Origin of the sequence: Georgenia alba (assembly GCF_042665525.1) — a bacterium.
GTDB classification, from domain to species: domain Bacteria; phylum Actinomycetota; class Actinomycetes; order Actinomycetales; family Actinomycetaceae; genus Allobogoriella; species Allobogoriella alba.
On record NZ_JBHTCQ010000001.1, the window covers coordinates 627,608 to 652,303 of the forward strand.

Here is a 24,696-nt window from a genome sequence, read left to right on the forward strand (position 1 = left end):
CGGCTTCTGCTACACGCCGAGTGCCGCGGGGTGGCCTAGCTGAAGCCAGGGATCTGGCTTTCTGGGCCGTCCGAGGGACCTCGCTCCGGTGCGGTAGGGCCTTCGCGCTTCCGGTCTGGACCGGTCCGGTCGCCCGCGGAGCGGCCAACTCAGAAGGGCGGGTCGCCGTAGTTGTCGGTGTCCGTCTCGCCAGGCTGCTGGGGTGGTGTGGTCAGGCCGAGGAAGGTGAGGGTCCCAGTCGTGTCGCGGCGGTAGGTGTGTCCGGAGGGCGTGACCCATTCGAAGACGCCGGGGACGGGTTGGGTGACGTGCATGGCGCCGACGGTCTTCAACGCGTGGTCCCGCCCGCACAACGGGCCGAGATTCGCGGCGGCGGTGGCGCCGTGGGCGGACCGGGCGATGGTGTGGTCCAGCTCGCAGTGCTCGGCGTCGGTGGTGCAGCCGGGCCGGTGGCAGGTCCGGTCCCGCAGCCGCACATGCTCGGCCAGTCCGGCGGGGGGCCGGTAGCGGGTCCGGCCCACGTCCAGGACCGTGCCGGTGGCCGGGTCGGTCAGCAGCCGCCGCCACGTCCCACCCGCGGCCGCAGCCAGCGCCAGAGCCTGGGCGGGGTTGAGCGCGCCGTACCCGGACAAGGTCCCGACCGGGCCGGCAGCATCCTCGAACGGCAGACCCGCATCCGAGCCACCGGCAGCAGCGGCGGTCGTGTCGGTCTCGGCGGGCAGAGTGGCCCCCTCCTCGCCGGGCAGAGTCGTCCCCTGACCGCCGGGCGGGGGCGTCCCCGTGCGTGTGGGCAGACTGCTGCCTTGGCCGTCCGGCAGGGTCTCGTCGTCGAGGACAGCCTGGGCAAGCAGGTCGATGGGGACGGTGACGTTGATGCGCGGGCGGGCCACTGGCAGGTCCTCGACCCTCTCGTGACGCAGCAGCGCGGCCAGCAGCGGGGAGATCACCGCGACCTCCGGCACCCGCCCCTTGGGCAGTTCCGGGAACCGTCCCTGGATGGTCCGCCGCTTCCCCCGACCAACCCGACCAGCCCGGCCGGCGAGGCCGGCGGTGTCGAGGGTGAGGCTCCGCAAAGCAGAACCTGCCGGGCCCGTCGCGCCAGCGTCTGCGCCTGCGTTCGGGTCGCTCGAGCCGTCCGTCGCGCCGGTGCTGCCGGCACCCGCCGCGCCGGCGTCGCCGGCCGTACCGGAGCGGGCGTCGTGCTTGCTGGTCTTGTCGATGGCTGCCGCGTGGTCACCATCGCGGGCGTCCAGTCCGGGCAGCACGCCCTGCACAGGCAGTACGGGGTTGGTGTCTCGGAGGGTGGGGATGGTCTCGGGGTCGGTGTGCGGGCCGGTGGTCCCGGTCAGGATCCCAGCCCGGGTCAACGCGACCAGCGCATCGGCCCGCAACTGGTCCACGTTGCGGGTGTCTCCGCCATTGCGGGCACCGGCCGCGATCCCCGTGAGGGTCTGGTCGATCAGGACGCAGTCCTCGGCCGGGAGCACCGCGGTCAGCGACCCCATCCCGTCCGGCAGCACCCTGGTGTGGGTCACGTGCCGACCGGCCCGGGCCCGGGCGTGGCGGGCCGCGGCCTCCACCGGATCCACCCGCACGACCCGGTCCGCCACCCGCCGGGTGATCTCCGCCGCCGGCAACCCAGGAGCCTGGGGCAGCACGTCCTGCTCGACCATCCACGCCACCTCGGTCGGTGAACCATCCAGCCCGGTCACGATCGCGGCCGCCTTCCGGAAATCCACCAGCCCACTGTCGAGGGCGTCGGCGGTGTCGGTGAACGACCCGGCCAGGCCCCGACCCACCCGCACCAGCATCCCCGCCTCGGCACGGGAGACCGCCAGCCGCATCGCGACCTCCTCCACCGTCGGATTGATCACGCGGCCGGCGACCCGGGCGACCTGCTCCGGATGCGTGAACAGCTCCGAACCCCGCGACAGCGCCCCGGCGGTGGCGGCGGCCTTCCCGGCCGCCCAGGCCTCCAACCGCTTCGCCGCCGCCAACACCTCCACCTGCCCCGCCCGACTCAGGCCGGAGATCTCCGCGCCGTCCAGCACGGCCGCCAGCTCCGGACCCGGCGCCATCACCGCCAACTCCGCGACCGTCAACCCCAACCGTTGCGCATCACCGTCAACCGTCCCGGCATCCCCGGCGGACCCGAAAGTCTCGAAGGGCTCGGCGTCCCGCGTGGTTCCGGCGTGCCCGCGGTGCCTGGAGGGCTCTACGGTCTCGGCGTCCTCGCCGAACAGGCCCTCCGCGTCCCCGCCGAACAGGCCCTCGACGTCGGAGTCGAGCAGGCACCGGATCTCCGCCTCGCAGACCTCCCGGTCCAACTCGGCCACCAGCGCCCGAGCATGCACACAGATGCCGCCCGCGGACTCGACCGCACAGCAGTACCCGCTGTCCGCGACCACCACTGCCGACCTGTCCATGACTCAAACATATGTGCGACCACTGACATGGAACCCGGGCCGGAGGCACCCTGTGGACAAGCCGGCACGACCCAGGAACGCCGAGCTCGTGGTCACCGTCACCCTCACTGTCACCGCCCGGTCGGATGAGCAACCGTCAACTACGGCATCGGGGCCTGGCCATCCCTGCCCAGCAGCCGGACTGCCACTCCCGACCCAGCAGCCGGACGACACCCGACGCCACCCAGCCCGAGCGCACACAGGCGGAACACTCGGACGGGCGGAGCGCCTGGCGGCGAAGCACCCGCACAGGCGCGAGCACGGCACCAGCCACCCCTTGGCGCGAGCTCCGTAACCGCGGCTGTGGGCAGCCCGGGACACCGGGAGTGGCGGGAGCGCGGACCATACCCAGGCTCGCCGACCTCGCCGACGGACAGGGGAGCGGAATGGCGACAGCCCCGACGTCTACGCTTCGCGATCTCCGGATCTGGAGCGCTCGTGAGGCCCAGCATCCGCGGGTCTGACTGATGGCTACTGGGTCGTCGCCAGGTGGATCGCCGCTGCGAGGTCCTGCGGCCGGCTGAACATCGGCCAGTGCCCCGTCGGGAGGTCGACGAGCGTGAGGTCGCGCCCGGCCAGCTCGGCCGTGAAGGGCGCGCCGTCCCGGACGGCCTCGTTCAGCACCCCGCCCGGGGTGGAGCAGCACAGCACCGTTGCCGGGACCTGCTTGCGGGCGGGGTTGGTCCATCGGGCCTGGGTCCGCACCACGCCGATCGGCTCCGCCACGGCGCGACGCCGGAACTCGGCGAGCGTGGCCGGGTCAATGCCCGCGGTGCTCAGGCCCATGCGCTCCAGCTCCGGCCAGGCCGGCAGCGGGAGGGCCTTGGCGCGGCCCGGGAGCTCGAACGGGAACCGTCCGCCGTCGGGGAGCGGCCCGTCGTCGACGAACACGAGCCGGTCGATGCGGTCCGGCATCGCGTCGGCGAGGGCGTTGACCGACGTCGCGCCCGCGCTGTGGCCGACCAGCACCACCGCGCCGTCGAGCCCGGCGACCACCTCCCGCAGCGCCGCCACGTGGTGCTCGAGGGTGGTGCGCACCACCGGCCCCGGGCGGCGACCCGGCAGCGTGACCGGGTGTGGACGGATGCCGTGCTGGGCGAGGTAGGGCGCCACCCCGTCCCACGCCCAGCCACCGAGCCAGAACCCCGGTACGAGGACGACGTCGACGGGATCACTCATGTGCCGAACATTCCCACGATCGCCCGCCGCCTCGCCACCGGGCCCGCCGACCGGGACGCGACGCGGGTTACCCGACCGGCCCGTGCGGGCCCCGCAGCGGACGTGGCAGCCGCAGACCCTCCTCGGCCATGACCTCGCGGAGCCGGTCCGGCCGGTCGGTGATGAGGCCGTCGATCCCCGTCGCGATGAGCGCGCGCATGGTGTCCGGGTCGTCCACCGTCCACGGGATGACCTCCAGGCCCGCGGCATGTGCGTCCCGGACCATCTCGCGGGTCACGTACGGCTCGTAGTCCGGGTCGGCGACCACGCCGTCCTGCGGGAAGCCGTGCACCGGTGAGATGGCGTCCACGTCGAGGTGGTCCGCCATGGCGACCAGGTCGCCGTCGAAGTCGTCCGCGTCCAGGCCGCCGAGCCAGGGCGAGGCGCCGGGCCGGCCGATCTCGAGGAAGTCGTGGTTCGTCAGGGCGACCCGCGGCAGCCGCGGGTTGAGCTGCTCCACCAGCTCCAGAGCACCCCAGTCGAAGCTCTGGATGGCGACCTGCCGCCCCATCCGGTACTGCGAGATCTCCGCGAGCACGGCGCGGACGAACTCCTCGCGGGGAGCCGTCTCCTCCGGCGCGCCGGCCTCCACCTTGGTCTCGATGTTGAGCGTGACGTGGTGGGCCCGGTAGTGGCGGACGAGCCGGAAGAGGTCCCGAAGCTCGATCATGGGGCCAGGCACCGCCTGCTGGTCCGGGTGCTGGGGGAGCGGCTGGTAGCCGCACTCGACGGTCTGCACCTGCGCGAGCGTCAGGTCGGTGATGTAGTCGCCGACGTACGGGAAGTCCGTGTCGCCCGGGAAGGCCGGACCCGTGTCCCGACACTTCTCGGCACTGATCTGCCGGTCGTGCGTGACGACGACCGCGCCGTCAGAGGTCACCTGAGTGTCCAGCTCGAGCGTGCTGACGCCGAGCTCCAGCGCGTTCGCGAAAGCCGCGAGGGTGCTCTCGGTGTACAGGCCCGTACCGCCGCGATGGGCCTGCAGGTCGAAGCGGTCGCCGGGTCGCTCAGCGGCCGCGGGGGTCGCGGCTGCCGGGACGGCCGCGCAGGCGACGGCGGTGGCGAGTGCCGCGACGAGGCGGCGGGTGCTGCGAGTGGTCTGCTGGCGCACGGCGGTCCTCCGGTGGGCGACGTGGATGGCCTCACCGTAGAGCGCCCGCGTGAACGCCGCGTGACGGCCCGGTGAGCGGGTCAGCGGAGCGTGAAGCCCGTGCCGGTCTCGTCGTCCGGGCGCAGGACGAACGTGTGCCGGCCTGTCAGCGACGCCCGGCCGGTGACCTCCGGGACCACCCGGCCCGCGTCGTCGCGCTCGCGGACGCGCGCGGTGAAACGGGTACCGACGATCGAGTCGTGCGTGAGGACCTCGCCGTCACCGAGCAGCCCGTCCGCGAGCAGCAGCGGGAGCCGCGCCGAGGTCCCGGACCCGCACGGCGAACGGTCCACCTGGCCGTCGGCGAAGACGGTGATGTTGCGCTGGTGCGGCCCGGAAGCGGTGCGGCCGAGGTCGTCGTAGAGGATCGTGCCGTAGATCCCGGACAGTCGCGGGTCCTGCGGGTGCCGGGCCACGTCGTGCCCCTCGAGGGCGTGCTTGACCAGGCGGCCGGCGGCGATGAGCTCGCTGTACCGGTCCGGGGTCACCTCGAGCCCGAACGCGGAGGCCGGCACGGACGCGAACAGGGCGCCCCCGTACGACACGTCGACGTGGACGGCGCCGTGCGGCGCGTCGAGACGGACGTCGCGGGCCGCCACCCACGAGGGCACGTTGACGAAGGTGGCGGAGCGCGCGACGCCGTCACGCACGTCGACGGCGGCCCGCACCCGGCCCGACGGGACGTCGAGGACCACGTTCGTGACGCCGTCGGGATCGGCCGGCACGACGCCGCTCTCGACCGCCCACATCCCGAGCGCGATGGTGCCGTGGCCGCAGGCCGTCGAGTAGCCGTCCGTGTGCCAGAAGACGACGCCGAGGTCGGCGCCGTCGTCGTCCGGCGGCACGAGGAAGCCGCCGTACATGCCCGCGTGGCCGCGCGGCTCGTGCACCAGCATCCGCCGAACCGTCTCGACGTCCCGCTCGTGCGCCGCGTTGACGCGCCGCTCGGCCACGGTGGCGCCGGGGATCTCCGGGACGCCCCCGGTGACGATCCGGAACGGCTCACCGGCGGTGTGGTAGTCGGTCGTCTCGACGCTCAGCTCTCGGTGCATGTCCTCACCTGCCCGTCCGGTGCACACAGTACGGGCGGCAGAGCAGCGCGCGGCACCTTCGTGGGAGCCTCGTGAGGTCCACGTCCGTGAGCCCTGGAGGACCCGTGACCCTCAGCATCGTCAACGCCCTCGTCTTCGACGGCTGGTCGGAGGACCTCACGGAGGGCTCGATCCTGCTCCGTGACGGCGAGATCGCCGCCGTCGGGGACGTCACCCCCGAGGGCGAGGTGCTCGACGCCCGCGGCGCCGTGGTCGTCCCGGGACTCATCGACGCCCACTTCCACGCCTACGCCCACAGCCTCGACGGTCTCGAGATCGAGCGCGGACCGCTCAGCTACGCCGCCCTGGTCGGTGCCCGGCGCCTGCGGGACGCGCTGCGGCGCGGCTTCACCACGGTGCGTGACGTCGCCGGCGGGGACATCGGCCTCGCCCAGGCGATCGAGCGCGGGGTGGTCACCGCGCCGCACTACCTCTACTCCGGCCCCGCGCTCAGCCAGACCGGCGGCCACGGCGACCCGCGTCGCGCCGAGGTCGACCTGTGCTTCGCCCACGGGCACATCAACGAGATCGTCGACGGCGTCGACGCCGTGCGTCGGGCCGTGCGGGACCGGCTGCGTACCGGCGCGCACTGCATCAAGATCATGGCCTCCGGCGGCGTGTTCTCCCTCTCCGACCCGCTCGCCGTCCCGCAGTACTCGCCGGAGGAGGTGCGCACCGCGGTCGAGGAGGCGACGCGCCGCGGGTCCTACGTGGCCGCGCACGCGTACTCCTCCGACGCCGTCACCCACGCCGTGACGAACGGCGTCCGCTCCGTCGAGCACGGCAACCTCATCGACGGCGCGACGGCGCGGCTCATGGCCGAGCACGACGCGTTCCTCGTCCCGACCCTGGCCGCCTACGACGCCATGGACCGGCGCGGTGCCGAGCTCGGCCTCAATGCGATCTCGCTGGCCAAGAACCTGGAGGTCCTCGACCACGGGAAGCGCGCCGTCGAGCTCGCGTACGACGCCGGCGTCGCCGTCGGGTTCGGCTCCGACCTCATGGGCGGCCTCGACGACGACCAGCTCGTGGGGGTGCGGCTGCAGATGGAGGCGTCCAGCCCACTCGCGACGCTCCGTGCGATGACCCGCGTCAACGCCGACCTCATCGGCGACGCGCGGCGCGGGCGCATCGAGCCGGGCGCCGTGGGCGACGTCGTCGTCCTCGACGGGAACCCGTTCGAGAACCCTGCCGTCCTGTGGGACGAGACGATCCCGCGCACGGTCACGCGGGCCGGACACGTGGTGCGAGACTGACGCGGTGAACGCCGCAGAGCTCCGGGCCGTGCAGGGCCCGCTGAAGGAGAAGTACCGCAACGACCCCGACTCGGCCGCGACACCGGTGCGCGCCAGCGCGACGTTCGCCGAGGACGGGCTGACCGCCACGGTCGACGGCTTCGCCGGCACCGTCCGGGCCGGACTGCACCCGGCGGCCGGCGGCTCCGGGGACGACGCCTGCTCGGGCGACATGCTGCTCGAGGCGCTGCTCGGCTGCGCCGGCGTCACCCTGCGGACCGTCGCCACGGCGATGGGCCTGCAGGTGCGCTCCGCGCGGCTGGAGGCGACCGGGAGCTTCGACGTACGCGGCACGCTCGGCGTCGACCGCACCGTCCCGGTCGGCGTCACCGGCATCGAGATCACCGCGGAGGTCGACACCGACGCGGACGACGAGGCGCTCGCGAAGCTCGCGCGGTCCACCGAGCGCTACTGCGTCGTCGCCCGCTCGCTCGCCGAGCCGCCGACGTTCACCGTTCGCCGCGCCGGCTAGCACCTTCCCGGGAGCCCTCCGCGGACGCGGGTCCGTGCGTGAGCCAGTGGTCGGCGCCGGTGATGCCGGCACGCCGCGGGTCGAAGACCGGATCCAGGCCGTCCCGCCGCTGCGCCTCGTAGTCGGCCAGCGCCCGGGCGACGGGCCGGACGAGGAAGAGCAGGCAGATCATGTTGACCCAGCCGATGGCCCCGTACCCGATGTCCCCGATCGCCCACACGAGGTCGGCGCTCTCGACCGCGCCGTAGTACGTGATGCCGAGCATCCCGAGACCCAGCACCACGTCGAGGGCCGGGGTCGCGGCTCGACCGGTCAGGTACACGAGGTTGGTCTTCGCGATGTAGTAGAAGGCCACGAGCGTCGTGAACGCGAAGAACGTCAAGGCGACGGCGACGAACACCCCGCCGGCGCCCGGCACCGTCGAGTTCACGGCGGCCTGGGTGAAGGCCGGACCGGCCTCGGTGCCCGGCAGGTGCTCCACCAGCGGCGTGCCCGCACCCTCGGGGAGGACGTTGTAGGCGTCCGTGACCAGGATCATCAGGCCCGTGGCCATGCAGACGAAGAGCGTGTCGATGTAGATCGAGAACGATTGCACCAGGCCCTGCTTGACCGGGTGGGAGACGTCCGCCGCCGCGGCCGCGTAGGTGCCCTCGCCCACGCCCGCGACGTTGGAGAAGACGGCCCGCCGCACGCCCCAGGAGACCGCGGCACCCAGGATGCCTCCGAAGGTCGCGTGGGTGCCGAACGCGCTGCTCAGCACCAGCGCCACCATCGCCGGGATCCGGTCGGCGTTGAGCAGCAGGATGACCACCGCCAGCAGCACGTAGCCGACGGCCATGAACGGGACCACGGTCTGCGCGAAGTGGGCGATGCGTCGTGTCCCGCCGAAGATGACGAGGGCCATGAGCGCGACCACCGCCAGCCCGGTGACCCAGGTGGGCGCTCCGGTCGCGCCCTCGAGCGCGGAGGCGATGTTGTTCGACTGCACCCCCGGGAACACGAACCCGTAGCCGACGAGGACCATGCCCGCGACGACGCAGGCGAGCCAGCGCTGACGCAGGCCGTGCTCGATGTAGTACGGGATGCCGCCGCGGTCCTCGCCGTCGACCCGCCGCTTGAAGATCTGCGCGAGCGTGGACTCGGCGAACGCCGACGCCGCACCGAGCGTCGCACACACGGCCATCCAGAACAGCGCGCCCGGTCCGCCCGCAGCGATGGCGGTCGCCACGCCGGCGATGTTGCCGACACCGACGCGGGAGGACAGCGCCAGCGACAGGGCCTGGAAGGAGGAGAGGCCGGATGCGCTGCTCTTGCCCCGCAGCAGCCGCAGCGCCTCCGGGAGCCGCCGGATCTGGATCACCTTCGTCAGGACGGTGAACAGCAGGCCGACGGCCAGCGCCAGCACGGCCATCGGGTTCCAGATCAGGTCGTTGATCGTGGTCAGCAGCTCCATCGGCGAGACCTACCCCCAGTGGCCGGGCTCCCTGCCGCCCGTCGAGTTGGTGACATGTGGCATACCACCGTAGCGGGTGTGCGGAGCCACCGGCGAAGCGCCCCGGCTCAGGCGGGATCCGGGTCGTCGACGAGCTCGGCGAGCGTGCCCATCGGGACGTGCGCGGCCAGCGGGCGCGCAGCGGAGGTGCGCAGGTCCTCCGGCCGGACGGGCGCGCCGCGCCGGGCGGCCAGGAGGTCCGCCGTCGCGAACCCGCAGATCCGGCCCTGGCACCGGCCCATACCGACCCGGGCGAGCGACCGGGCGCCGCGCGGGTCGTCCGCGCCGAGCCGGTCGCAGGCGTCGGTGACCTCCCCAGCCGTCACCTCCTCACAGCGGCAGACCAGGGTCTCCGGGGTGAGCCAGTCGGCCCACCGCTCCGGCACCCGGTGGACCGCGTGCATCGCACGCGCGAAGGCACGATGGCGCAACACCTCCCGCCGGTGGAGGCGGTCCGGCTCCGCGCCGGCCGCCGCGCGCCCGGCCACGTGCCCCTCGGCGACGGCCAGCATCGCACCGCCGACCCCGGTGGCCTCCCCGGCGACGTGGACGCCCGGGACGCTGGTGCGTTGCCGGGGGTCCACCCGGACCACCAGGGAGCCGTCCGCCCCGAGGGCGGTCTGCACGCCGAGCATGAGCGGCAGCTCGAGCTGCGGAGTGAACCCCCAGCCGAGGGCGACGGCGTCCGCCTCGACCACCGGGCCGGAGTCGGCCGGCCGGCCGCGCGGGTGCAGCCGGCCGAGTCGTACCGCCTCCACCCGGTCGGTGCCGAGGATCTGGGTCACCACCGTCCGCGTGCGTGGCCGCACCCGGTGCCGCGCGAGCACCGTCGCGTACTCCGCGAGCTGGGCGAGCTTGGCGGCCTTGCCGAGCGCGGCGCCGGAGTGCCGCAGCCACGCGCCGGGCGCCGCGGCCTCGCACAGCGCGACGACGTCGGCTCCCGCCTCGGCGAGCCCGGCGGCCACGGGCAGCAGGAAGGGGCCGGTCCCGGCCACCACCACCCGGGCACCCGCCACCACGCCGCCGCCCTTGAGCAGTGCCTGGGCGCCGCCCGCGGCCAGCACGCCGGGCAGGTCCCAGCCGGGCACCGGGAGCTGCCGGTCGTAGGCGCCGGGGCACAAGACCACGCGTCGTGCGACGGCGGAGCCCGCCGCGGCCTTCGTGACGGTCGGCGTGGTTCGCAGCCGGAAGCCCTGCTCGTGCCGCTCGAGCAGCCACACCGTGGTGCCAGGCCGGAAGGTCAGCAGCCCGGCGGCCTCCGCGTCGGCCAGGCGCCGCCTGAGATCCTGGAAGACGGCCCAGTCGTGGTGCCCAGCGGCGTCGTCGCCGTGGCCGATTGCGGCGTCCCCTTGCTCTCCGCTCGTTCCTCGCTCGTGCTCGTCGTCGCCGTGGCCAGTCGCGGCGTCTCCTTGCTCTCCGCTCGTTCCTCGCTCGTGCTCGTCGTCGCCGTGCCGGTGGCGCCAGTACTGGCCGCCGGGCCGCTCGCCGGCATCCACCAGCAGCACCTGCGCACCGGCTTCGGCCGCGCTCACGGCCGCCGCCAGACCAGCCGGCCCGGCTCCCACCACGGCGACGTCGTGCACCGTCATCCGTCCACCTCCCCGGGGCTCGTCCGCGCGCCGTCGCTCTCGATCACCTGGCCGGGCCGCCAGGGCACCAGGCAGGCACGCTGGTTCGGGACGCCGTCGACCGTGACGAGGCAGTCGTGGCACACCCCGATGCCGCAGAACAGCCCGCGCGGCCTGCCGCGGCGGCGCGTGGTGCGCCAGGACACGATGCCCGCCGCCACCAGCGCGGCGCCGACGTTCTGGCCAGGCTCGCCCGGCAGCGGCTCGCCGTCGAACGTCGCGGTCATGCTCGCGCCATCCCGAACCGCTCCGGTGCGAACGGGGCGAGGTCCAGGGCCGGCTCGCCGCCGGTCAGGGCCTCCACCAGCAGCGCGGCGGTCCCGGCAGCCAGGCCGATGCCGGCGCCCTCGTGGCCGGCCGCGTGCCACAGCCCGGGTGCCCGCGGGTCCGGCCCGATCACCGGCAGGTGGTCGGGGCAGTAGGGCCGGAAGCCGTGGTAGTGCCGCATGACCGCCACCCCGGCCAGCACCGGGAACAGCCGCACGGCCGCGTCCGCCATGCGCGCCAGCGCCTCCACCGAGACGTCCGCGTCGAAGCCGACGCGCTCGCGGGAGGAGCCGACGAGGATCGTGCCCGCCGGGGTCGCCTCGACCACGGGGGAGGACTGCAGCCCCGCGTCGGAGGAGGCCACGTCCCCGACATACTCCGCCGCGTAGACCTTGTGCCGCACCAGCGGCCCGACCGGCTCGGTCACCAGGACGAACCCGCGGCGCGGGGCCACCGGGAGGTCCACGCCGGCAAGCTCCGCGACCTCACCGGACCACGGTCCCGCGGCGTTGAGCACGGCGCCGGCCGAGAGATCACCGGTCGGCGTGCGCACGCCGGTGACGCGCTCGCCGTCCCGGAGCAGGCCGGTGACCGGACGGTGCGGCAGCACCTGCGCGCCCAGGTCGCGTGTCAGCCGCAGCAGGTGTGCCACCGCGAGCATCGGCATGAGCTGGGCGTCCTGCGGGTAGAACGCCCCGCCGACCAGGTCCTGGGCGAGGTGCGGCTCGTGGTGGCGCAGGTCCGCAGCCTCCACCCGCTCGGCCAGCACGCCCGCCTCGCGCTGGACCCGGGTGAGGTCGTCCAGGCCCGTCATGCCCGCCTCGGTGGCCGCCACCACCAGGCCGCCCTTCGGCTCCAGCTCCCACAGCGCGGCGTGCTCGCCGAGCTCGGTGCGCCACACCTCGTTCGAGTACAGCGCGAGGTCCAGCTCCGGGCCCAGCTCCTTGTCCGAGACCAGCACGTTGCCCTCTCCGTGCGAGGAGGTGCCGGACGCCGGGGAGCCGCGATCCACGACCGTCACGGACAGTCCGGCGCGTGCGGCGAGGTAGGCGGTCGTCGCCCCCACGATGCCGGCGCCGACGACGAGCAGGTCGGACGTCACAGCTCGAACCCGGCGGGGAACGGGTCGGTGGGGTCGAGGAAGTACTGCGCGGTGCCGGTCAGCCAGGCCCGGCCGGTGATGGTCGGGACGACCGCGGTGAGGTCACGGACGCGTGCCTCCTCGACCAGTCGCCCGACGAATCGGGTGCCGATGAACGACTCGTTGAGGAAGTCCTCTCCGAGTGCCAGCTCGCCGCGGGCGTGCAGCTGCGCCATGCGCGCCGACGTGCCCGTGCCGCACGGCGAGCGGTCGAACCAGCCGGGGTGGATCGCCATCGCGTGCCGAGAGTGCTGGGCGGTGGAACCGGGAGCCTTGAGGTAGACGTGGTGGCAGCCGCGGATGTCCGGGCGCTCCGGGTGCACCGGTTCCTCGTCCGCGTTGATCGCGTCCATGATCGCGAGCCCGGCCGCCATCAGCCGATCCTTCGCCGCCCTGTCGAAGGGCAGTCCGAGATCGTCCAGGTCGACGATCGCGTAGAAGTTGCCCCCGTAGGCGAGGTCGTACGGCACCGCGCCGAACCCGGGGACCTCGACGCGACGGTCCAGCCCGACGGCGAAGCTCGGCACGTTCCGGATCGTCACCGCCGTCGCGGCGCCGTCCTCGACGGCGACCTCGGCCACCACGAGACCGGCCGGGGTGTCCAGCCGCACCGTGGTCAGCGGCTCGGTCACCTCGACCATGCCGGTCTCGACGAGCACCGTCGCGACGCCGATGGTGCCGTGGCCGCACATCGGCAGCAGGCCGCTGACCTCGATGAAGAGCACGCCGTAGTCGGCGTCGTCCCGGGTCGGGGGCTGGAGGATCGCGCCGCTCATGGCGCTGTGCCCGCGCGGCTCGCGCATGAGAAGCGTGCGGAGGTGGTCGCTGTGCTCCGCGAACCAGGTCCGTCGCTCGGCCATCGATCGGCCCGGGATCGTGCCGACCCCGCCGGTGATGACGCGCGTCGGCATACCCTCGGTGTGCGAGTCGACGGCGTGGAAGACCCTGCTGGTGCGCACGTTCGCCTCCTACGACTGCTACGACGTGACACACTACTGGCCTTGTCGCTGGATCCAGGGGGCCGACCGGACATGACCTCGTCGCCGACGTTCTCGCCCGTGGTGCACGGTGCCAGCCTCCGCAGCGTCGTGGAGGACTCGATCGCGGCGGCCATCGCCTCAGGACAGATCCCGGCGGGCGAGCTGTTGTCCGTCCCCGCGCTGGCGAGCAGCTTCAACGTCTCCGCGACGCCGGTCCGCGAGGCCATGATCAACCTCCAGCACCGCGGGTTCGTGGTCCCGGTGCGGAACAAGGGCTTCCGGGTCACCGAGGTGTCCCGCCGCGACCTCGAGGAGATCGTCCATGTCCGGCGCCTGGTCGAGGTGCCGACGGTCCGGGAGCTGGCCGGCGCGGTTCGGCCGGAGGACGCCGAGCGGCTGCGCGGGCTTGCCCAGGCCATCGTCGACGCCGCGGCGGGCGGCGACCTGCCCGGCTACCTCGTGGCGGACATCGAGTTCCACCACGAGCTGCTGACGTTGGCCGGGAACGAGCGGCTCGTCGACCTCGTGACCGACCTGCGGCGCCAGACCCGGCTGAGCGGCCTCTCGGACATGCTGCACACCGAGCAACTCATGGAGTCGGCCCGCGAGCACGGAGCCCTCCTGGACCTGGTGGTGGCGGGCGACGCCGACGGCGCGGAAGCCCTGATGCACCGCCACATCGGCCACGTGCTGGGCTGGTGGTCGGGCAACGCCGAGCCGGACTGAGCAGGCCGCCGGGCAGGGTCGGCGAGCCCGCGTCCTGCTATAGGGTGTGACATATTACTTGCTGCTTCACGATCTCCGGGAGGAACCCATGGCCGAGCGGGACCTGGGTGGCGTCGTCGTCGCGACCGCGCTGCCGTACGTCGAGAATCCGTCGGCGCCGGCGGGCCTGGAGGTCGCGTACGACCGCTACGCCGAGCACTGCACCTGGTTGATCGACAACGGCTGCCACGGCGTGGGCCCGAACGGGTCGCTCGGCGAGTACTCCTCCCTGACGGACGACGAGCGCCGCCGGGTCGTCCAGACCGCCGTCGCCGCGGTCGGTGACCGCGCCACGGTGATCGCCGGCGTCCACGCACCCGGCTGGCACGAGGCGCGCCGGTGGGCCGACCTGGCGGGCGAGGACGGCGCGCACGCGGTGCTGTGCCTCCCGCCCACCATGTACCGCTCCGGACCCGTGGGGATCGTCGAGCACTTCGCGAAGGTGGCCGAGGCCGGGCTGCCGGTGATGATCTACAACAACCCGCACGACACCAAGGTCGACCTGACGCCGGACCTCGTGGCCGAGATCGCCGCCATCGACAACGTCGTGGCCGTCAAGGAGTTCTCCGGGGACGTCCGCCGCGCCTTCGCGATCGCGGAGGCCTGCGAGGCCCGCGGGTCCAGCATCGAGGTGATCGCCGGCGCGGACGACGTGCTGCTGGAGCTCATGCTCGACGGCGCCACCGGCTGGTTCGCCGGCTACCCGAACGTGTTCCCGGCCGAGGCGGTCGCCCTCTACGAGCACATGCGCGCCGGCCGGTTCGCCGAGGCGCGCACGCTCTACCGGAGCCTCATCGCCGCGTTCCGGTGGGACTCGCGCACGGAGTTCGTCCAGGCCATCAAGCTGGGGATGGACATGGTCGGCCGCCACGGCGGGGCCTGCCGCCCGCCGCGCACCGCCCTCAGCCCCGACCAGGCCGAGCAGGTCCGCGCGGACACGCGGCGTGCGCTGGACGCCCTCGCCGCGCTCACCGTCTGACGCGCCCGCCCAACGCGCCTACCCGACCTGCCTGACGCACGGTACGCCCGCATGCGAGCGGGCAGCAGAACGGCTGCCCGGTAAACGCACGGAAACCGCCCGGAGAATTCCTGGTGGCGCGCAGGTGGATATTTCATGAAATCGCCGCTCCGGCGATGAGAACAATGGTCTCGAGGGCTTCGTCCTCCGGAGGGGTCTGGGGGCCGTGGCCGCACGACACCGCAGGTAGAGACGTTACACGCCGAACACCGCTGCAAGGAGCAGCGCATCTTCGGCAACTGCTCGGTATCGAGGATGCCCCCATTCCTGCCGCATGAGAAAACTCTCATGAAGCCCTCATCTGGGCCTCATCCGGGTTCACTGGACTGGACCCGTCCGAGATTGCATGACCTCATTCTTCGGGAGTTCCCATGCGGCAGGCCTCGATCACCGATCCCCGGTCGGACATCACCGCCGACCTCGCGTCGCCCGCCCACCTCGTCGAGATCCACCCCGACGACGTGACGGCCTCACTCGTCGCCTACACGGCCAGCCGGGTGGACCTCACCCGTACCCGTGCCGTCCTCACCGAGGGCGTCCCCCGCTTCGGGGACCTGGTCCTGGCGAGCGTCACGTCCGTCGGCCACCACGCGCGACTCGAGAACGTGCACGGCCGCAAGGCGCCACTGGTCGAGGGGACACGTGTCGTGGTCGCGTACGGCCGGCGGTACGCGCCCGACCAGTTCGAGGCGGTCGTGCCCGAGGACCTCGGGCCGTGCCAGCTCGTGGCGGCCGGTGGGGTCGCGGGTCGGGTCCTGAGTCGGCACGCCCGGGTGCGCGGCGCCACGGAGCTGGAGCCGGTCGGGCTCCTCGTCGACCCGAGCGGCCGGCGTCTGAACACCACCGACGGCGCGTGGTCGCCACCCGCCGCGCCGGCCGGCCCCGGTCCCGTCGTCGTGCTCGTGGCGGGCGCGTCGATGAACTCGGGGAAGACCACCACCGGGGCGATGCTCTGCGCCGGCATGCGCGCCGCGGGCCTGCGGGTCGGGGCCGCGAAGGTGACCGGGACCGGTGCCGGCAACGACCTGTGGGCCTTCCGGGACAGCGGCGCGCACCACGCGGTCGACTTCACGCACGCCGGCTACCCGAGCACGTGGCAGGTGCCCGTCGAGCAGCTCGTGGAGGTCTTCCTGCAGAGCCTCGACCACCTGGCCGCCGCCGGGTGCGACGTCGTCGTGGTCGAGATCGCCGACGGGCTCTACCAGCCGGAGACGGCCGCGCTGCTGCGCCACCCCGTGGTGCAGGCCCGCCACGACGGCCTGCTGTTCGCCGCGACCGACCCGCTCTGCGCGACCGCAGGTCTGGGCTGGCTCCGGGACAACGGCCTGGAGGCACTGGCCGTCACGGGGCTGCTCAGCGCGTCCGTCCTCGGCACGCGGGAGTTCACCACCGCGGTCGACCATCCGGTGTGGGACTCGGCCGTCCTCAGCGACGGCGGGCATGCGGGACAGCTCCACGCGACGCTCCTGGAGAGGCGGAAGGTGACGACGTGAGGCCGCTGCCTCGACCGATCGGGCGCGGCCGCCGGCTGCTCCTGCTCGGTCTCGTCGCCATCGGCGTCGGCCAGGCCGCCGGCGCCGTGGCCCTGGCGAGGATCGTGCAGTGGGTCTTCGACCGGCTCGTGACGGAGTGGGCCGCCGGTACGGTCTCCTCCCTGACCCCGGGGGAGCTCACCCTGCTGGTGGCCGGCCCGCTCGCCGCGGTGCTGACCACCGCCGCATGCCGCGCCGCCGAACGCGTCACCGCGGAGCGGCTCGGCCAGCGGTACGTGACGGAGGTCCGGGACCTGCTCTTCGACCACCTCACCACGGTCCCCGCACGCTCGATCCGCGGACGACGATCCGGGTCGCTGCTCATGCGGTTCGTCGGCGACCTGAACGCGCTGCGGTCCTGGGTCAGCCTCGGGCTCGCCCGGATGATCGTCGCCGGCGTCGCCGTGAGCCTCGTGGTCGTCATGCTCGCCCTGATCGCGCCCGGCCTGACCATCGCGGTGGCCGTGGTCCTGGCGCTCGGGGCGGCCGTCACGGTCCTGACCAGCCACCGGCTCGTGGTCACCTCGCGCCGGGCACGCAAGCGGCGGGCACGGCTGGCCGGTGAGGTGTCCGAACGCCTGACGCACGTCGGCGTCCTGCAGACCGGGGGACAGGGCCAGCGGGAACGACGTCGGGTCGGCCGCAAGAGCCGACGCGTCGCCGAGGCGATGGTGGCGCGGGCACGCGCCGCCGGCGCGGCACGGGCCGTCGCGGAGGCGACGGCGGGCCTGGCGACCGTCGCCGTCGTCTTCGTCGGTGCGCTCGAGGTCCACCGGGGCAGCACCAGCCCGGGTGCCGTCGTCGGCGCGCTCGCCGTCGTCGGGCTGCTCGCGGCCTACCTGCGTGACCTGGGGCGCGTGGCGGAGTACGCCAGCGGCGCCCGGGTCGCGCGCGAGGCGGCCCGCCGATTCCTCGCCCTCGAGCCGCTCGCCGACGACCCGACCCAGCCGGACGTCCCGCCGGGCGGGGGCCATCTCGAGCTCCGCGACGTGCACCTCGAGCCCGGCGTGAAGGGCGTCTCCGTCGAGGCCAGGCCCGGGCAGGTCGTCGCGATCGTCGGGCCCAACGGCGCCGGCAAGTCCAGCCTCGTCGCGCTCGCGGCACGACTCGTGGACCCCGATCGCGGCGCGGTCAGCCTCGACGGAGCGGGGCTCCGGGAGGTCAACCTGGAGTCCCTGCGGCGGGAGGTGGGCGTCATGAGCCCTGACCTGCCGCTCATCGGCGGGACCGTCCGGCGGAACGTCACCTACCGGCACCCGAAGGCGACCCTGCCGATGGTCGTCGCCGTCTTCGAGGCCTGCGGGCTCGCACCGGTGATCGAGTCCCTGCCCCGGCGCTGGGAGAGCGACGTCGGCGAGAGCGGCCGGCTGCTGTCCTCCGGTCAGCGTGCCCGGGTCGAGCTCGCCCGTGCGATGCTCGGCGACCCACGCCTCCTCGTGCTCGACGAGGCGGACGCGCACCTGGACCACCAGACCCGGGACATCCTCACCGCCGCCGTCCTCGCGCGCCGGGGCACCACCCTCGTCATCACCCACCGACGTGACCTCGTGCGGATCGCGGACGTCGTGTGGCACCTGGAGGACGGACGGCTCCTGGAGGAGGGGCCGCCGGAACGACTGCTCGGCGGTGACGGGCCGACCGCGCGGCTCTTCCGCGAGGCGGCCCCCGGCGACGTCGTCGGGAGCGGCCGGTCCGAGGGACTGCCGGGTGGGGGCGCGCGATGAGAGCCGCCGCCCGCTGCCGGCTCCGCGTTCACACGGCAATGTTGCCGGCCGTTCCGGCGGCCACGACCATCGGAGGAACACCATGACCGACGCCAGACCCGTCGCGCTGCTGCTGGGGGCGGCGTTGGTGGCCGCCGTCGCGAGCCCCGTCCGCCAGAACTGGTCCGCCGAGAAGGTGGACGACTTCCCGCTCTCGTACTACCCGATGTTCAGCGCACGCCGGCGCCGGCACGGCCGGGTGGTCCACGTGGTCGCCGACCACGCGGACGGCACCACGCGGGACGTGCCCTACCGGCGCCTCGGCGACGGCGGCTTCAACCAGGTGCGGCGCCAGGTCGCCAAGCGTGCCTCGTCCGCCGCGGGTGCCGACGACCTGGCCCGGGAGGTGCTGGCGCGCTTGTCCGGCGACCTCGAGCCGCCGGTGCGCGTCCGGGTCCTGCGGTCGACCTACGTCTACGACGACTTCTTCGCCGGGCATCGTGCCCCGCTGCGCTCGGTGCAGCTGGGTGCGGCGGAGCCCGTTCCCGCCGCGACCCCGCCGCCGGCGCACGTCGTGCCCGCCGCACCTGCCGCGTCGGCCGCTCCCGCCGGGCCGGCCGCACCGGTCGTGCCGGGCGGGGACCACGACGAGCGGAAGGCGGGCTGATGCGCGCCGCGCGGACGTTCGCCCGGTGCCTGGCGGACCTCAGCGCCCGGGCCGGCCGCACCGGTCGTGCCGGGCGGGGACCACGACGAGCGGAAGGCGGGCTGATGCGCGCCGCGCGGACGTTCGCCCGGTGCCTGGCGGACCTCAGCGCCCGGGCCGGCCGGCGGCTCTTCGAGGCCGTCCCGCCGGAGCGGCTCGCCGGGTCCCGCATCGTGCTCGGCGCGTACACCCTCGCCTACCTCGTCCCGCGCCGCCGGATGTTCGCCCGGGTGCATCGCACCGACCCGGTCCTCTTCGCGCCGGTGGGTCCCGTTCGCGTGCTGCGCCGCCCACTGCCCGCACCGGTCGCCGACGCCCTCGTCGTCGCCGAGCTCGCGGCGGGCACCGCCTTCACCCTCGGCCTCTGGCACCGCGTGACCGGTCCTGTCCACGCGTGCCTGTTGCTGTGGACCGTCAGCTACCGCAACTCGTGGTCGATGATCTTCCACAGCGACAACACCGCCGTGCTGCACACGCTGGTGGCCGGGTTCAGCCCGGCGGCGGACGCCTGGAGCGTCGACGCCCTCGTACGGGTCCGCCGCGGCCGCCCGGTGCCGATACCGGACTGGCGGTACGGCTACCCGGCGCACGTGGCGTCCGCGGTGACGACGGTCGCCTACTGGCTCGCCGGCATGGCCAAGATCCAGGGCCCGCTCGGCTGGCGCTGGGGCACCGGGGACGCCCTGCGCAGCCAGGTTGCCGCCGACGGCCTGCGCAAGGAGGTCCTCGGGTCCTCGGCGGCGCCGCTCGGGAAGGCGCTGTACCCCTACCGGGCGCCCTGGACGCTGGCCGCGGCCCCGTCGCTGGCGCTCGAGCTCGCCGCACCGGCCGCCCTGCTCCACCCGCGCATCGCCCAGGTGTGGGTGGCCTCCGTCTTCGGGATGCACTGGGGGATCAAGGCGCTGATGGACATCACCTTCCGCTACCAGCTCTCCGGGGCCGCGTACGCCTCGTTCGTCCCGTGGGACCGGCTGGCCGGGACGGCGCGGCGCCTCGCCGGCCGCCGCAGCCGGCGCCGCTAGAGGTCGCCGCCGGTCGGCTCGGGGCCCTCGCCGTCGCGCGGCAACGTGGCGAACACCTCCGGCGGCTCGCGCCACGGGTCCTGCGGCCGTCCGGCCCGGGCCGCCTGGATCGCGGTCCAGACCCGCTGCGGCGTGCACGGCAGGTCGACGTGCCGCACGCCCAGGTGGGAGAGCGCGTCGACCACGGCGTTCTGCACCGCCGGGGTGGAGCCGATCGTCGCGGACTCGCCGATGCCCTTCGCGCCGAGCGGGTTCAACGGCGTGGGGGTCTCGGTGTTGCTCGTCTCGAGCATGATCGTGTCGGCCGCGGTCGGGATCGCGTAGTCGGCGAACGTCGAGGTGATCGGCGTGCCCACCTCGTCGTACACGAAGTGCTCCCACAGCGCCTGGGAGATGCCCTGGACCGCGCCGCCGTGCTGCTGCCCGGTCACGATGAGCGGGTTGAGGACGCGGCCGCAGTCGTCGACCGCGATGTGCCGGACCGGCACGACATGCCCGGTCTCGGTGTCGACCTCGACGATCGAGACGTGCGCGCCGAACGGGAAGGTGGCGCCCGGCAGCGTGAAGTCGGTGTCCGAGCCGAGCTCGACCCCGTCCTCCGCGGCCCGGGCGGCCAGGTCGGTCCAGGTGACCTGCCGGTCCGGGACGCCGCGGACCCCCAGGCCGTCCTCGACGATCTCGATGTCCTCCGGGCTGGCCTCGAACAGGTTCGCCGCCAGCTCACGAGCCTTGTCGTACACCTCGTCGGCGGCCTTGCCGACGGCGGAGCCGCCCAGCTGCAGCGACCGCGATCCGCCCGTGCCGCCGCCACTACGCACCAGCGCCGTGTCCGACTGGACGTAGCGGATCTTCTCCAGCGGGATGCCGAGCCGCTCGGAGACGATCATCGAGAAGCTCGTCGCGTGCCCCTGGCCGTGCGCCGACGTCCCGGACATCACCGTGGCGCTGCCGTCGTCGTGGATGCGGACCGAGCCGAACTCCGAGCCGCCGAAGCCGGTGATCTCCACGTACGTGGCGATCCCGATGCCGAGCAGGCGGCTCTCGCCGGCCTCCAGCCGGCGGCGCTGCTCGGCGCGGGCGCCCTCGACGTCGGCGACGCGCAGTGCCTCCCGCAGCGGCAGGTCGAAGTCCGCGACGTCGTACGTGGCCCCGGTGCGCGTCTCGTACGGGAACTTCTCGGGCGCGATGAAGTTGCGGCGCCGGATCTCCTCGGGTGCCAGGCCGAGCTCGTCCGCGGCGATGTCCATCATCCGCTCGAGCATCGCCGTCGCCTCGGGCCGGCCGGCCCCGCGGAAGGCGCCGACCGGAGCGGTGTTGGTGAGCACGGCGAGACCGTCGACGGCCACCGTGGGGATCTCGTACGGCCCCTGCGCCATGAGCCGGGTCGGTCCCGTCGGGAAGCCGCCGGCGAAGCCCGCGTACGCGCCGCAGTCGCCGAGGATCCGGGCCCGCAGGCCGACGATCGTGCCGTCCTCGCGCAGGCCGAGCTCGGCGTACTGCACCTGCCCGCGCCCGTGCATGGAGAGCATCGCCTCACTGCGGGTCTCCGCCCACTTCACGGGCCGGCCGAGGCGCAGCGCGGCCGACGTGACGGCGGCGTGCTCGGCGCCGATGCCGGCCTTCCCGCCGAACGCGCCGCCGACGTGCGGGGCGATGACGCGCACCTTCTCCGGGTCGAGACCGGTGTGCTGGGCGACCAGGTCGCGGGCCATGTGCGGCTGCTGGGTCGAGACCCACACGGTCAGGCCGCCGTCGTCGGTGGGCTGGACGAGGATCGCGTGGCCTTCGATCGGGGAGGTCGCGACCCGCTGGTTCTCCAGGCGCGCGCGGACCACGTGGGCGGCCCCGGCCAGCGGGTCCACGCCGTCCTCGAACCGGCTGGCCGCGACATTGCGCGCGATGTCCTCGAACTGCAGCGGCGCCCCGTCCGCCACCGCGGACTCGACGTCGGCGACGACGTCGAGGTCCTCGTAGTCGACGTCGACCAGCTCGACGGCGTCCACCGCCTGGGTGCGGGTCTCGGCGACGACGAGCGCCACCGGGTCCCCCACGAAGCGGACCTTGTCGGTGGCGAGGACGGACCGCGCGCAGGCGGGGTTCGCGATGGCGAAGGCGGGCACCGGGTCGGTCCCGAGCTCCTCGGCCGTGAAGACGGCGAGCACCCCGGGGGCGTCGGCGGCCTCGCTGGTGTCGATGCCCGTGATGCGAGCGTGCGCGAACGGGCTGCGCACGAAGACCGCGTGCACCAGCCCGTCCACGCGCTGGTTGTCGACGTACGTGGAGCGGCCGACGAGCAGGTCCGGGTCCTCGACCCGGCGGACTGAGGTTCCAAGAATCGATCCCGGCATGGCCGCAGCCTAAGGGCAGGGACCGGCCCCGCGCCCGAGGTCATGCCGCGTCGTGGAAGCCAGGCCGGCGCGGTGCCGGGGACGTCGGGTGTCGGCGCCGTCATGGCGAGTGATCCGGCCATGTCGGACTCCGCCGGGGGAACGGGTAGGAGAAGTGCCCGCGCGGCGGGCCGATTCGTGTGCGCGCGGCTCACGTGTTCCCCTGGGACGGGTCTGCTGACCCGACGGGAGGTTCCATGAGCAGCGAGCAGGAGGACCGGAGACCGGACGTCGCGCCGCAGGTGGTGGGCATCAGCCTGGCCGCGGCGCTCGGTGGCTTCCTCTTCGGCTTCGACACCTCGGTCATCAACGGCGCGATCGATGCGATGAGCGCCGACTTCGGCATCAGCGGCTTCCTGCAGGGCTTCGCGGTCTCCTCGGCACTGCTCGGCTGCGTCGTGGGCGCCTGGTTCTCCGGGACGCTCGCCGCACGCTGGGGGCGCGTGCGCGTCATGCTCCTCGCCGCCATCCTGTTCTTCGTCTCGGCGGTCGGCTCCGGGTTCGCCGTGGGGACCGCGGACCTTATCGCCTGGCGCGTGCTGGGCGGCCTCGCGGTCGGGGCCGCGTCGGTCATCGCGCCCGCCTACATCGCGGAGGTGGCGCCGACGAGCGTGCGCGGGCGGCTCGCCTCGCTCCAGCAGCTGGCGATCGTGCTGGGCATCTTCGCGGCGCTGCTCTCGGACGCCGCCCTCGCGGGCGCGGCAGGCGGGGCGGCCGAGACCTTGTGGGCGGGCCGCGAGGCCTGGCGGTGGATGTTCTGGGCGGAGGCCCTGCCGGCAGTCGGCTACGGGCTGTTCGCCCTGACGATCCCCGAGTCGCCACGGTTCCTCGTGGACAAGGGCCGCATCAAGGAGGCGACCCGGGTCCTGCGGGACTACACCCGGGTGCGGGACACGGCGCGCAAGGTCGAGGAGATCCGCCGGTCCCTGGCACGGGAGTCGGCCGAGAGCCTGAGGGACCTCCTCGGCCGCACGTTCGGGCTCAAGCCGATCGTCTGGGTCGGTATCGCGCTCGCCGTCTTCCAGCAGTTCGGCGGCATCAACGTGATCTTCTACTACTCGACCACGCTGTGGCGGTCGGTCGGATTCGCCGAGGAGGAGGCGCTCACCACGTCGGTCATCACCTCGGTGATCAACGTGGCGGTCACCGTCCTGTCCATCCTGCTCGTCGACAAGATCGGTCGCCGGCCCCTGCTGCTGGTCGGCTCCGGAGGCATGGCCGTCACCCTCGCCACGGTGGCCGTGGCCTTCTCCCAGGCGCAGGCCGGCGACGGCGGCACGAGCCTGCCGGATCCCTGGGGGCTCATCGCCCTCGTCGGTGCGAACGGCTTCGTGGTGTTCTTCGGCGCCACCTGGGGCCCGGTGATGTGGGTGATGCTCGGCGAGATGTTCCCGAACCGCATCCGCGCCACGGCCGTGGCGGTCGCGACCGCGTTCAACTGGGTCGCGAACTTCACCGTCTCGACGACCTTCCCCGTGCTGTCGGAGATCGGGCTGAGCTTCGCCTACGGACTCTACGCAGCCTGCGCGGCCATCTCCTTCTTCCTGGTGCACCGGTTCGTCAGCGAGACGAAGGGGCGCGAGCTGGAGGACATGACCGACGAGACCGGGCGGCCGTCCCGGCGCCGGGCGGCGAGCGCAACGGGCTGACCGGTCATCCTGCCGACGACCGTCTACCTGGGGTGGTGCGGGTTCCTGTTCCACAGCTGATGTGTCAGGCCACTGGCCGTGCTGATGGACTCGACGCTGAATCGTTCTTCGAGGCCGGCGAGGTCGTCCCAGATCCGAACACCGGCACCGAGCACGATCGGGACGATCGCCAGATGAAGGAAGTCGACGAGGTCGGCCTTCAGGAACTCGCTCACGGTCGACGGCCCGCCACCGATGCGCACGTCCAGCCCGCCGGCCGCGGTCTGCGCCAGGCGAAGCGCCTCCTCCGGCGAGGCGTCGACGAAATGGAAGGAGGTGCCGTTGTCGAACTCGATCACGTCGCGCGGGTGATGGGTCAGCACGAAGACGGGGGTGCGGAACGGCGGCGCGTCTCCCCACCACCCGGTCCAGCCGTCGTCCGGCCACTCACCCGTCTGCGGTCCGAACTTGCGACGGCCCATGATCTCCGCCCCGACGCCCTGGCCCCACATGCTGAACAGGGCGTTGTCCACGGTCACCGGCTCCTCGACCCCGTGGATCCCGTGGATGACGCGTCCGTCGAACCTGCCGAAGAGCGCGCCCGCGTCCCCGATCGGCTTCTCGAAGGTCACATGGTCGCCGGCGGCGTACCCATCGGAGGAGACGAGAAGACTGTGGACTCGCGTCCGGGACATCGGCACTCCTGGGTGTGTAGTTGCAAAATAAGATCACCCGA

General features: G+C 73.6%; 20 protein-coding genes. 9 read left to right on the forward strand and 11 right to left on the reverse strand.

What is annotated here, in order from left to right; all coding sequences use genetic code 11:
* Positions 1-149: 149 nt before the first annotated feature.
* From ACFQQL_RS03020 to ACFQQL_RS03035, 4 genes are all read right to left on the reverse strand, one after another.
* Complete coding sequence (locus tag ACFQQL_RS03020; RefSeq protein WP_382391114.1) at positions 150-2,426, reverse strand: HNH endonuclease signature motif containing protein; 2,277 nt, start codon at positions 2,424-2,426, stop codon at positions 150-152.
* 510 nt (positions 2,427-2,936) lie between these two features.
* Positions 2,937-3,644 (reverse strand): alpha/beta fold hydrolase, encoded by a 708-nt coding sequence (locus tag ACFQQL_RS03025; protein ID WP_382391116.1) that lies wholly within the window; start codon positions 3,642-3,644, stop codon positions 2,937-2,939.
* 67 nt (positions 3,645-3,711) lie between these two features.
* Positions 3,712-4,794, reverse strand: a complete 1,083-nt coding sequence (locus ACFQQL_RS03030; protein WP_382391118.1) for a glycerophosphodiester phosphodiesterase family protein — start codon at positions 4,792-4,794, stop codon at positions 3,712-3,714.
* A gap of 80 nt (positions 4,795-4,874) precedes the next feature.
* Positions 4,875-5,885, reverse strand: coding sequence for a proline racemase family protein (locus ACFQQL_RS03035; protein WP_382391120.1), 1,011 nt, complete (start codon positions 5,883-5,885; stop codon positions 4,875-4,877).
* 104 nt (positions 5,886-5,989) lie between these two features.
* On the opposite strand from ACFQQL_RS03035, the gene ACFQQL_RS03040 reads away from it, so the two are divergent.
* Both ACFQQL_RS03040 and ACFQQL_RS03045 read left to right on the forward strand, forming a co-directional pair.
* Complete coding sequence (locus ACFQQL_RS03040) at positions 5,990-7,180, forward strand: metal-dependent hydrolase family protein (protein ID WP_382391122.1); 1,191 nt, start codon at positions 5,990-5,992, stop codon at positions 7,178-7,180.
* 4 nt (positions 7,181-7,184) lie between these two features.
* The gene (locus tag ACFQQL_RS03045; RefSeq protein WP_382391124.1) at positions 7,185-7,691 is read left to right on the forward strand and encodes an OsmC family protein; all 507 of its coding nucleotides are present in this window, start codon (positions 7,185-7,187) and stop codon (positions 7,689-7,691) included.
* Here ACFQQL_RS03045 and ACFQQL_RS03050 read toward each other — a convergent pair.
* The 5 genes from ACFQQL_RS03050 to ACFQQL_RS03070 all read right to left on the reverse strand — a co-directional run bounded on the left by ACFQQL_RS03050 (position 7,669) and on the right by ACFQQL_RS03070 (position 13,178).
* A complete protein-coding gene (locus tag ACFQQL_RS03050; protein WP_382391126.1) occupies positions 7,669-9,144 on the reverse strand; it encodes an alanine/glycine:cation symporter family protein in 1,476 nt (491 codons plus the stop codon). The genes ACFQQL_RS03045 and ACFQQL_RS03050 overlap by 23 nt on opposite strands.
* Positions 9,145-9,251: 107 nt before the next feature.
* Positions 9,252-10,772 (reverse strand): FAD/NAD(P)-dependent oxidoreductase, encoded by a 1,521-nt coding sequence (locus tag ACFQQL_RS03055; RefSeq protein ID WP_382391128.1) that lies wholly within the window; start codon positions 10,770-10,772, stop codon positions 9,252-9,254.
* Positions 10,769-11,038, reverse strand: a complete 270-nt coding sequence (locus tag ACFQQL_RS03060) for a (2Fe-2S)-binding protein (RefSeq protein WP_382391130.1) — start codon at positions 11,036-11,038, stop codon at positions 10,769-10,771. The genes ACFQQL_RS03055 and ACFQQL_RS03060 overlap by 4 nt, the downstream gene beginning before the upstream one ends.
* The gene (locus ACFQQL_RS03065) at positions 11,035-12,180 is read right to left on the reverse strand and encodes an NAD(P)/FAD-dependent oxidoreductase (protein WP_382391132.1); all 1,146 of its coding nucleotides are present in this window, start codon (positions 12,178-12,180) and stop codon (positions 11,035-11,037) included. The genes ACFQQL_RS03060 and ACFQQL_RS03065 overlap by 4 nt, the downstream gene beginning before the upstream one ends.
* Positions 12,177-13,178, reverse strand: a complete 1,002-nt coding sequence (locus ACFQQL_RS03070; RefSeq protein WP_382391134.1) for a proline racemase family protein — start codon at positions 13,176-13,178, stop codon at positions 12,177-12,179. The genes ACFQQL_RS03065 and ACFQQL_RS03070 overlap by 4 nt, the downstream gene beginning before the upstream one ends.
* 72 nt (positions 13,179-13,250) lie before the next feature.
* Between ACFQQL_RS03070 and ACFQQL_RS03075 the strand changes: the two genes are divergently transcribed.
* The 6 genes from ACFQQL_RS03075 (at position 13,251) to ACFQQL_RS03100 (ending at position 19,945) form a co-directional block, all read left to right on the forward strand.
* A complete protein-coding gene (locus ACFQQL_RS03075; protein WP_382391136.1) occupies positions 13,251-13,925 on the forward strand; it encodes a GntR family transcriptional regulator in 675 nt (224 codons plus the stop codon).
* 88 nt (positions 13,926-14,013) lie between these two features.
* A complete protein-coding gene (locus ACFQQL_RS03080) occupies positions 14,014-14,943 on the forward strand; it encodes a dihydrodipicolinate synthase family protein (protein WP_382391138.1) in 930 nt (309 codons plus the stop codon).
* A 410-nt stretch (positions 14,944-15,353) separates the two neighbouring features.
* Positions 15,354-16,475 (forward strand): P-loop NTPase family protein, encoded by a 1,122-nt coding sequence (locus ACFQQL_RS03085; protein ID WP_382391140.1) that lies wholly within the window; start codon positions 15,354-15,356, stop codon positions 16,473-16,475.
* Positions 16,472-18,238: an ABC transporter ATP-binding protein gene (locus ACFQQL_RS03090; RefSeq protein WP_382391142.1), complete on the forward strand. Its 1,767-nt coding sequence runs from the start codon at positions 16,472-16,474 to the stop codon at positions 18,236-18,238. Before ACFQQL_RS03085 ends, ACFQQL_RS03090 begins: the two co-directional genes overlap by 4 nt.
* Before the next feature lie 82 nt (positions 18,239-18,320).
* Positions 18,321-18,884, forward strand: coding sequence for a hypothetical protein (locus ACFQQL_RS03095; RefSeq protein ID WP_382391144.1), 564 nt, complete (start codon positions 18,321-18,323; stop codon positions 18,882-18,884).
* A 104-nt stretch (positions 18,885-18,988) separates the two neighbouring features.
* Positions 18,989-19,945: a hypothetical protein gene (locus ACFQQL_RS03100; protein ID WP_382391146.1), complete on the forward strand. Its 957-nt coding sequence runs from the start codon at positions 18,989-18,991 to the stop codon at positions 19,943-19,945.
* Here the strand turns inward: ACFQQL_RS03100 and ACFQQL_RS03105 are convergent.
* Positions 19,942-22,293: a xanthine dehydrogenase family protein molybdopterin-binding subunit gene (locus tag ACFQQL_RS03105; protein WP_382391148.1), complete on the reverse strand. Its 2,352-nt coding sequence runs from the start codon at positions 22,291-22,293 to the stop codon at positions 19,942-19,944. The two genes, ACFQQL_RS03100 and ACFQQL_RS03105, sit on opposite strands and share 4 nt — an antisense overlap.
* Positions 22,294-22,529: 236 nt before the next feature.
* On the opposite strand from ACFQQL_RS03105, the gene ACFQQL_RS03110 reads away from it, so the two are divergent.
* On the forward strand, positions 22,530-23,981 hold the full coding sequence (locus ACFQQL_RS03110; RefSeq protein WP_382391150.1) for a sugar porter family MFS transporter: 1,452 nt from the start codon (positions 22,530-22,532) through the stop codon (positions 23,979-23,981).
* A gap of 23 nt (positions 23,982-24,004) precedes the next feature.
* Here the strand turns inward: ACFQQL_RS03110 and ACFQQL_RS03115 are convergent, their stop codons facing one another.
* Positions 24,005-24,655 (reverse strand): dihydrofolate reductase family protein, encoded by a 651-nt coding sequence (locus tag ACFQQL_RS03115; RefSeq protein WP_382391152.1) that lies wholly within the window; start codon positions 24,653-24,655, stop codon positions 24,005-24,007.
* Positions 24,656-24,696: the final 41 nt, after the last annotated feature.

What these genes read in the sequence shown, in the direction of transcription:
- ACFQQL_RS03020 (WP_382391114.1), bottom strand. Translation starts at nt 2,426, where the DNA reads ATGGACAGGTCGGCAGTGGTGGTCGCGGACAGCGGGTACTGCTGTGCG.
- ACFQQL_RS03025 (WP_382391116.1), bottom strand. Translation starts at nt 3,644, where the DNA reads ATGAGTGATCCCGTCGACGTCGTCCTCGTACCGGGGTTCTGGCTCGGT.
- ACFQQL_RS03035 (WP_382391120.1), bottom strand. Translation starts at nt 5,885, where the DNA reads ATGCACCGAGAGCTGAGCGTCGAGACGACCGACTACCACACCGCCGGT.
- ACFQQL_RS03050 (WP_382391126.1), bottom strand. Translation starts at nt 9,144, where the DNA reads ATGGAGCTGCTGACCACGATCAACGACCTGATCTGGAACCCGATGGCC.
- ACFQQL_RS03055 (WP_382391128.1), bottom strand. Translation starts at nt 10,772, where the DNA reads ATGACGGTGCACGACGTCGCCGTGGTGGGAGCCGGGCCGGCTGGTCTG.
- ACFQQL_RS03060 (WP_382391130.1), bottom strand. Translation starts at nt 11,038, where the DNA reads ATGACCGCGACGTTCGACGGCGAGCCGCTGCCGGGCGAGCCTGGCCAG.
- ACFQQL_RS03075 (WP_382391136.1), top strand. Translation starts at nt 13,251, where the DNA reads ATGACCTCGTCGCCGACGTTCTCGCCCGTGGTGCACGGTGCCAGCCTC.
- ACFQQL_RS03080 (WP_382391138.1), top strand. Translation starts at nt 14,014, where the DNA reads ATGGCCGAGCGGGACCTGGGTGGCGTCGTCGTCGCGACCGCGCTGCCG.
- ACFQQL_RS03085 (WP_382391140.1), top strand. Translation starts at nt 15,354, where the DNA reads ATGCGGCAGGCCTCGATCACCGATCCCCGGTCGGACATCACCGCCGAC.
- ACFQQL_RS03095 (WP_382391144.1), top strand. Translation starts at nt 18,321, where the DNA reads ATGACCGACGCCAGACCCGTCGCGCTGCTGCTGGGGGCGGCGTTGGTG.
- ACFQQL_RS03100 (WP_382391146.1), top strand. Translation starts at nt 18,989, where the DNA reads ATGCGCGCCGCGCGGACGTTCGCCCGGTGCCTGGCGGACCTCAGCGCC.
- ACFQQL_RS03105 (WP_382391148.1), bottom strand. Translation starts at nt 22,293, where the DNA reads ATGCCGGGATCGATTCTTGGAACCTCAGTCCGCCGGGTCGAGGACCCG.
- ACFQQL_RS03110 (WP_382391150.1), top strand. Translation starts at nt 22,530, where the DNA reads ATGAGCAGCGAGCAGGAGGACCGGAGACCGGACGTCGCGCCGCAGGTG.
- ACFQQL_RS03115 (WP_382391152.1), bottom strand. Translation starts at nt 24,655, where the DNA reads ATGTCCCGGACGCGAGTCCACAGTCTTCTCGTCTCCTCCGATGGGTAC.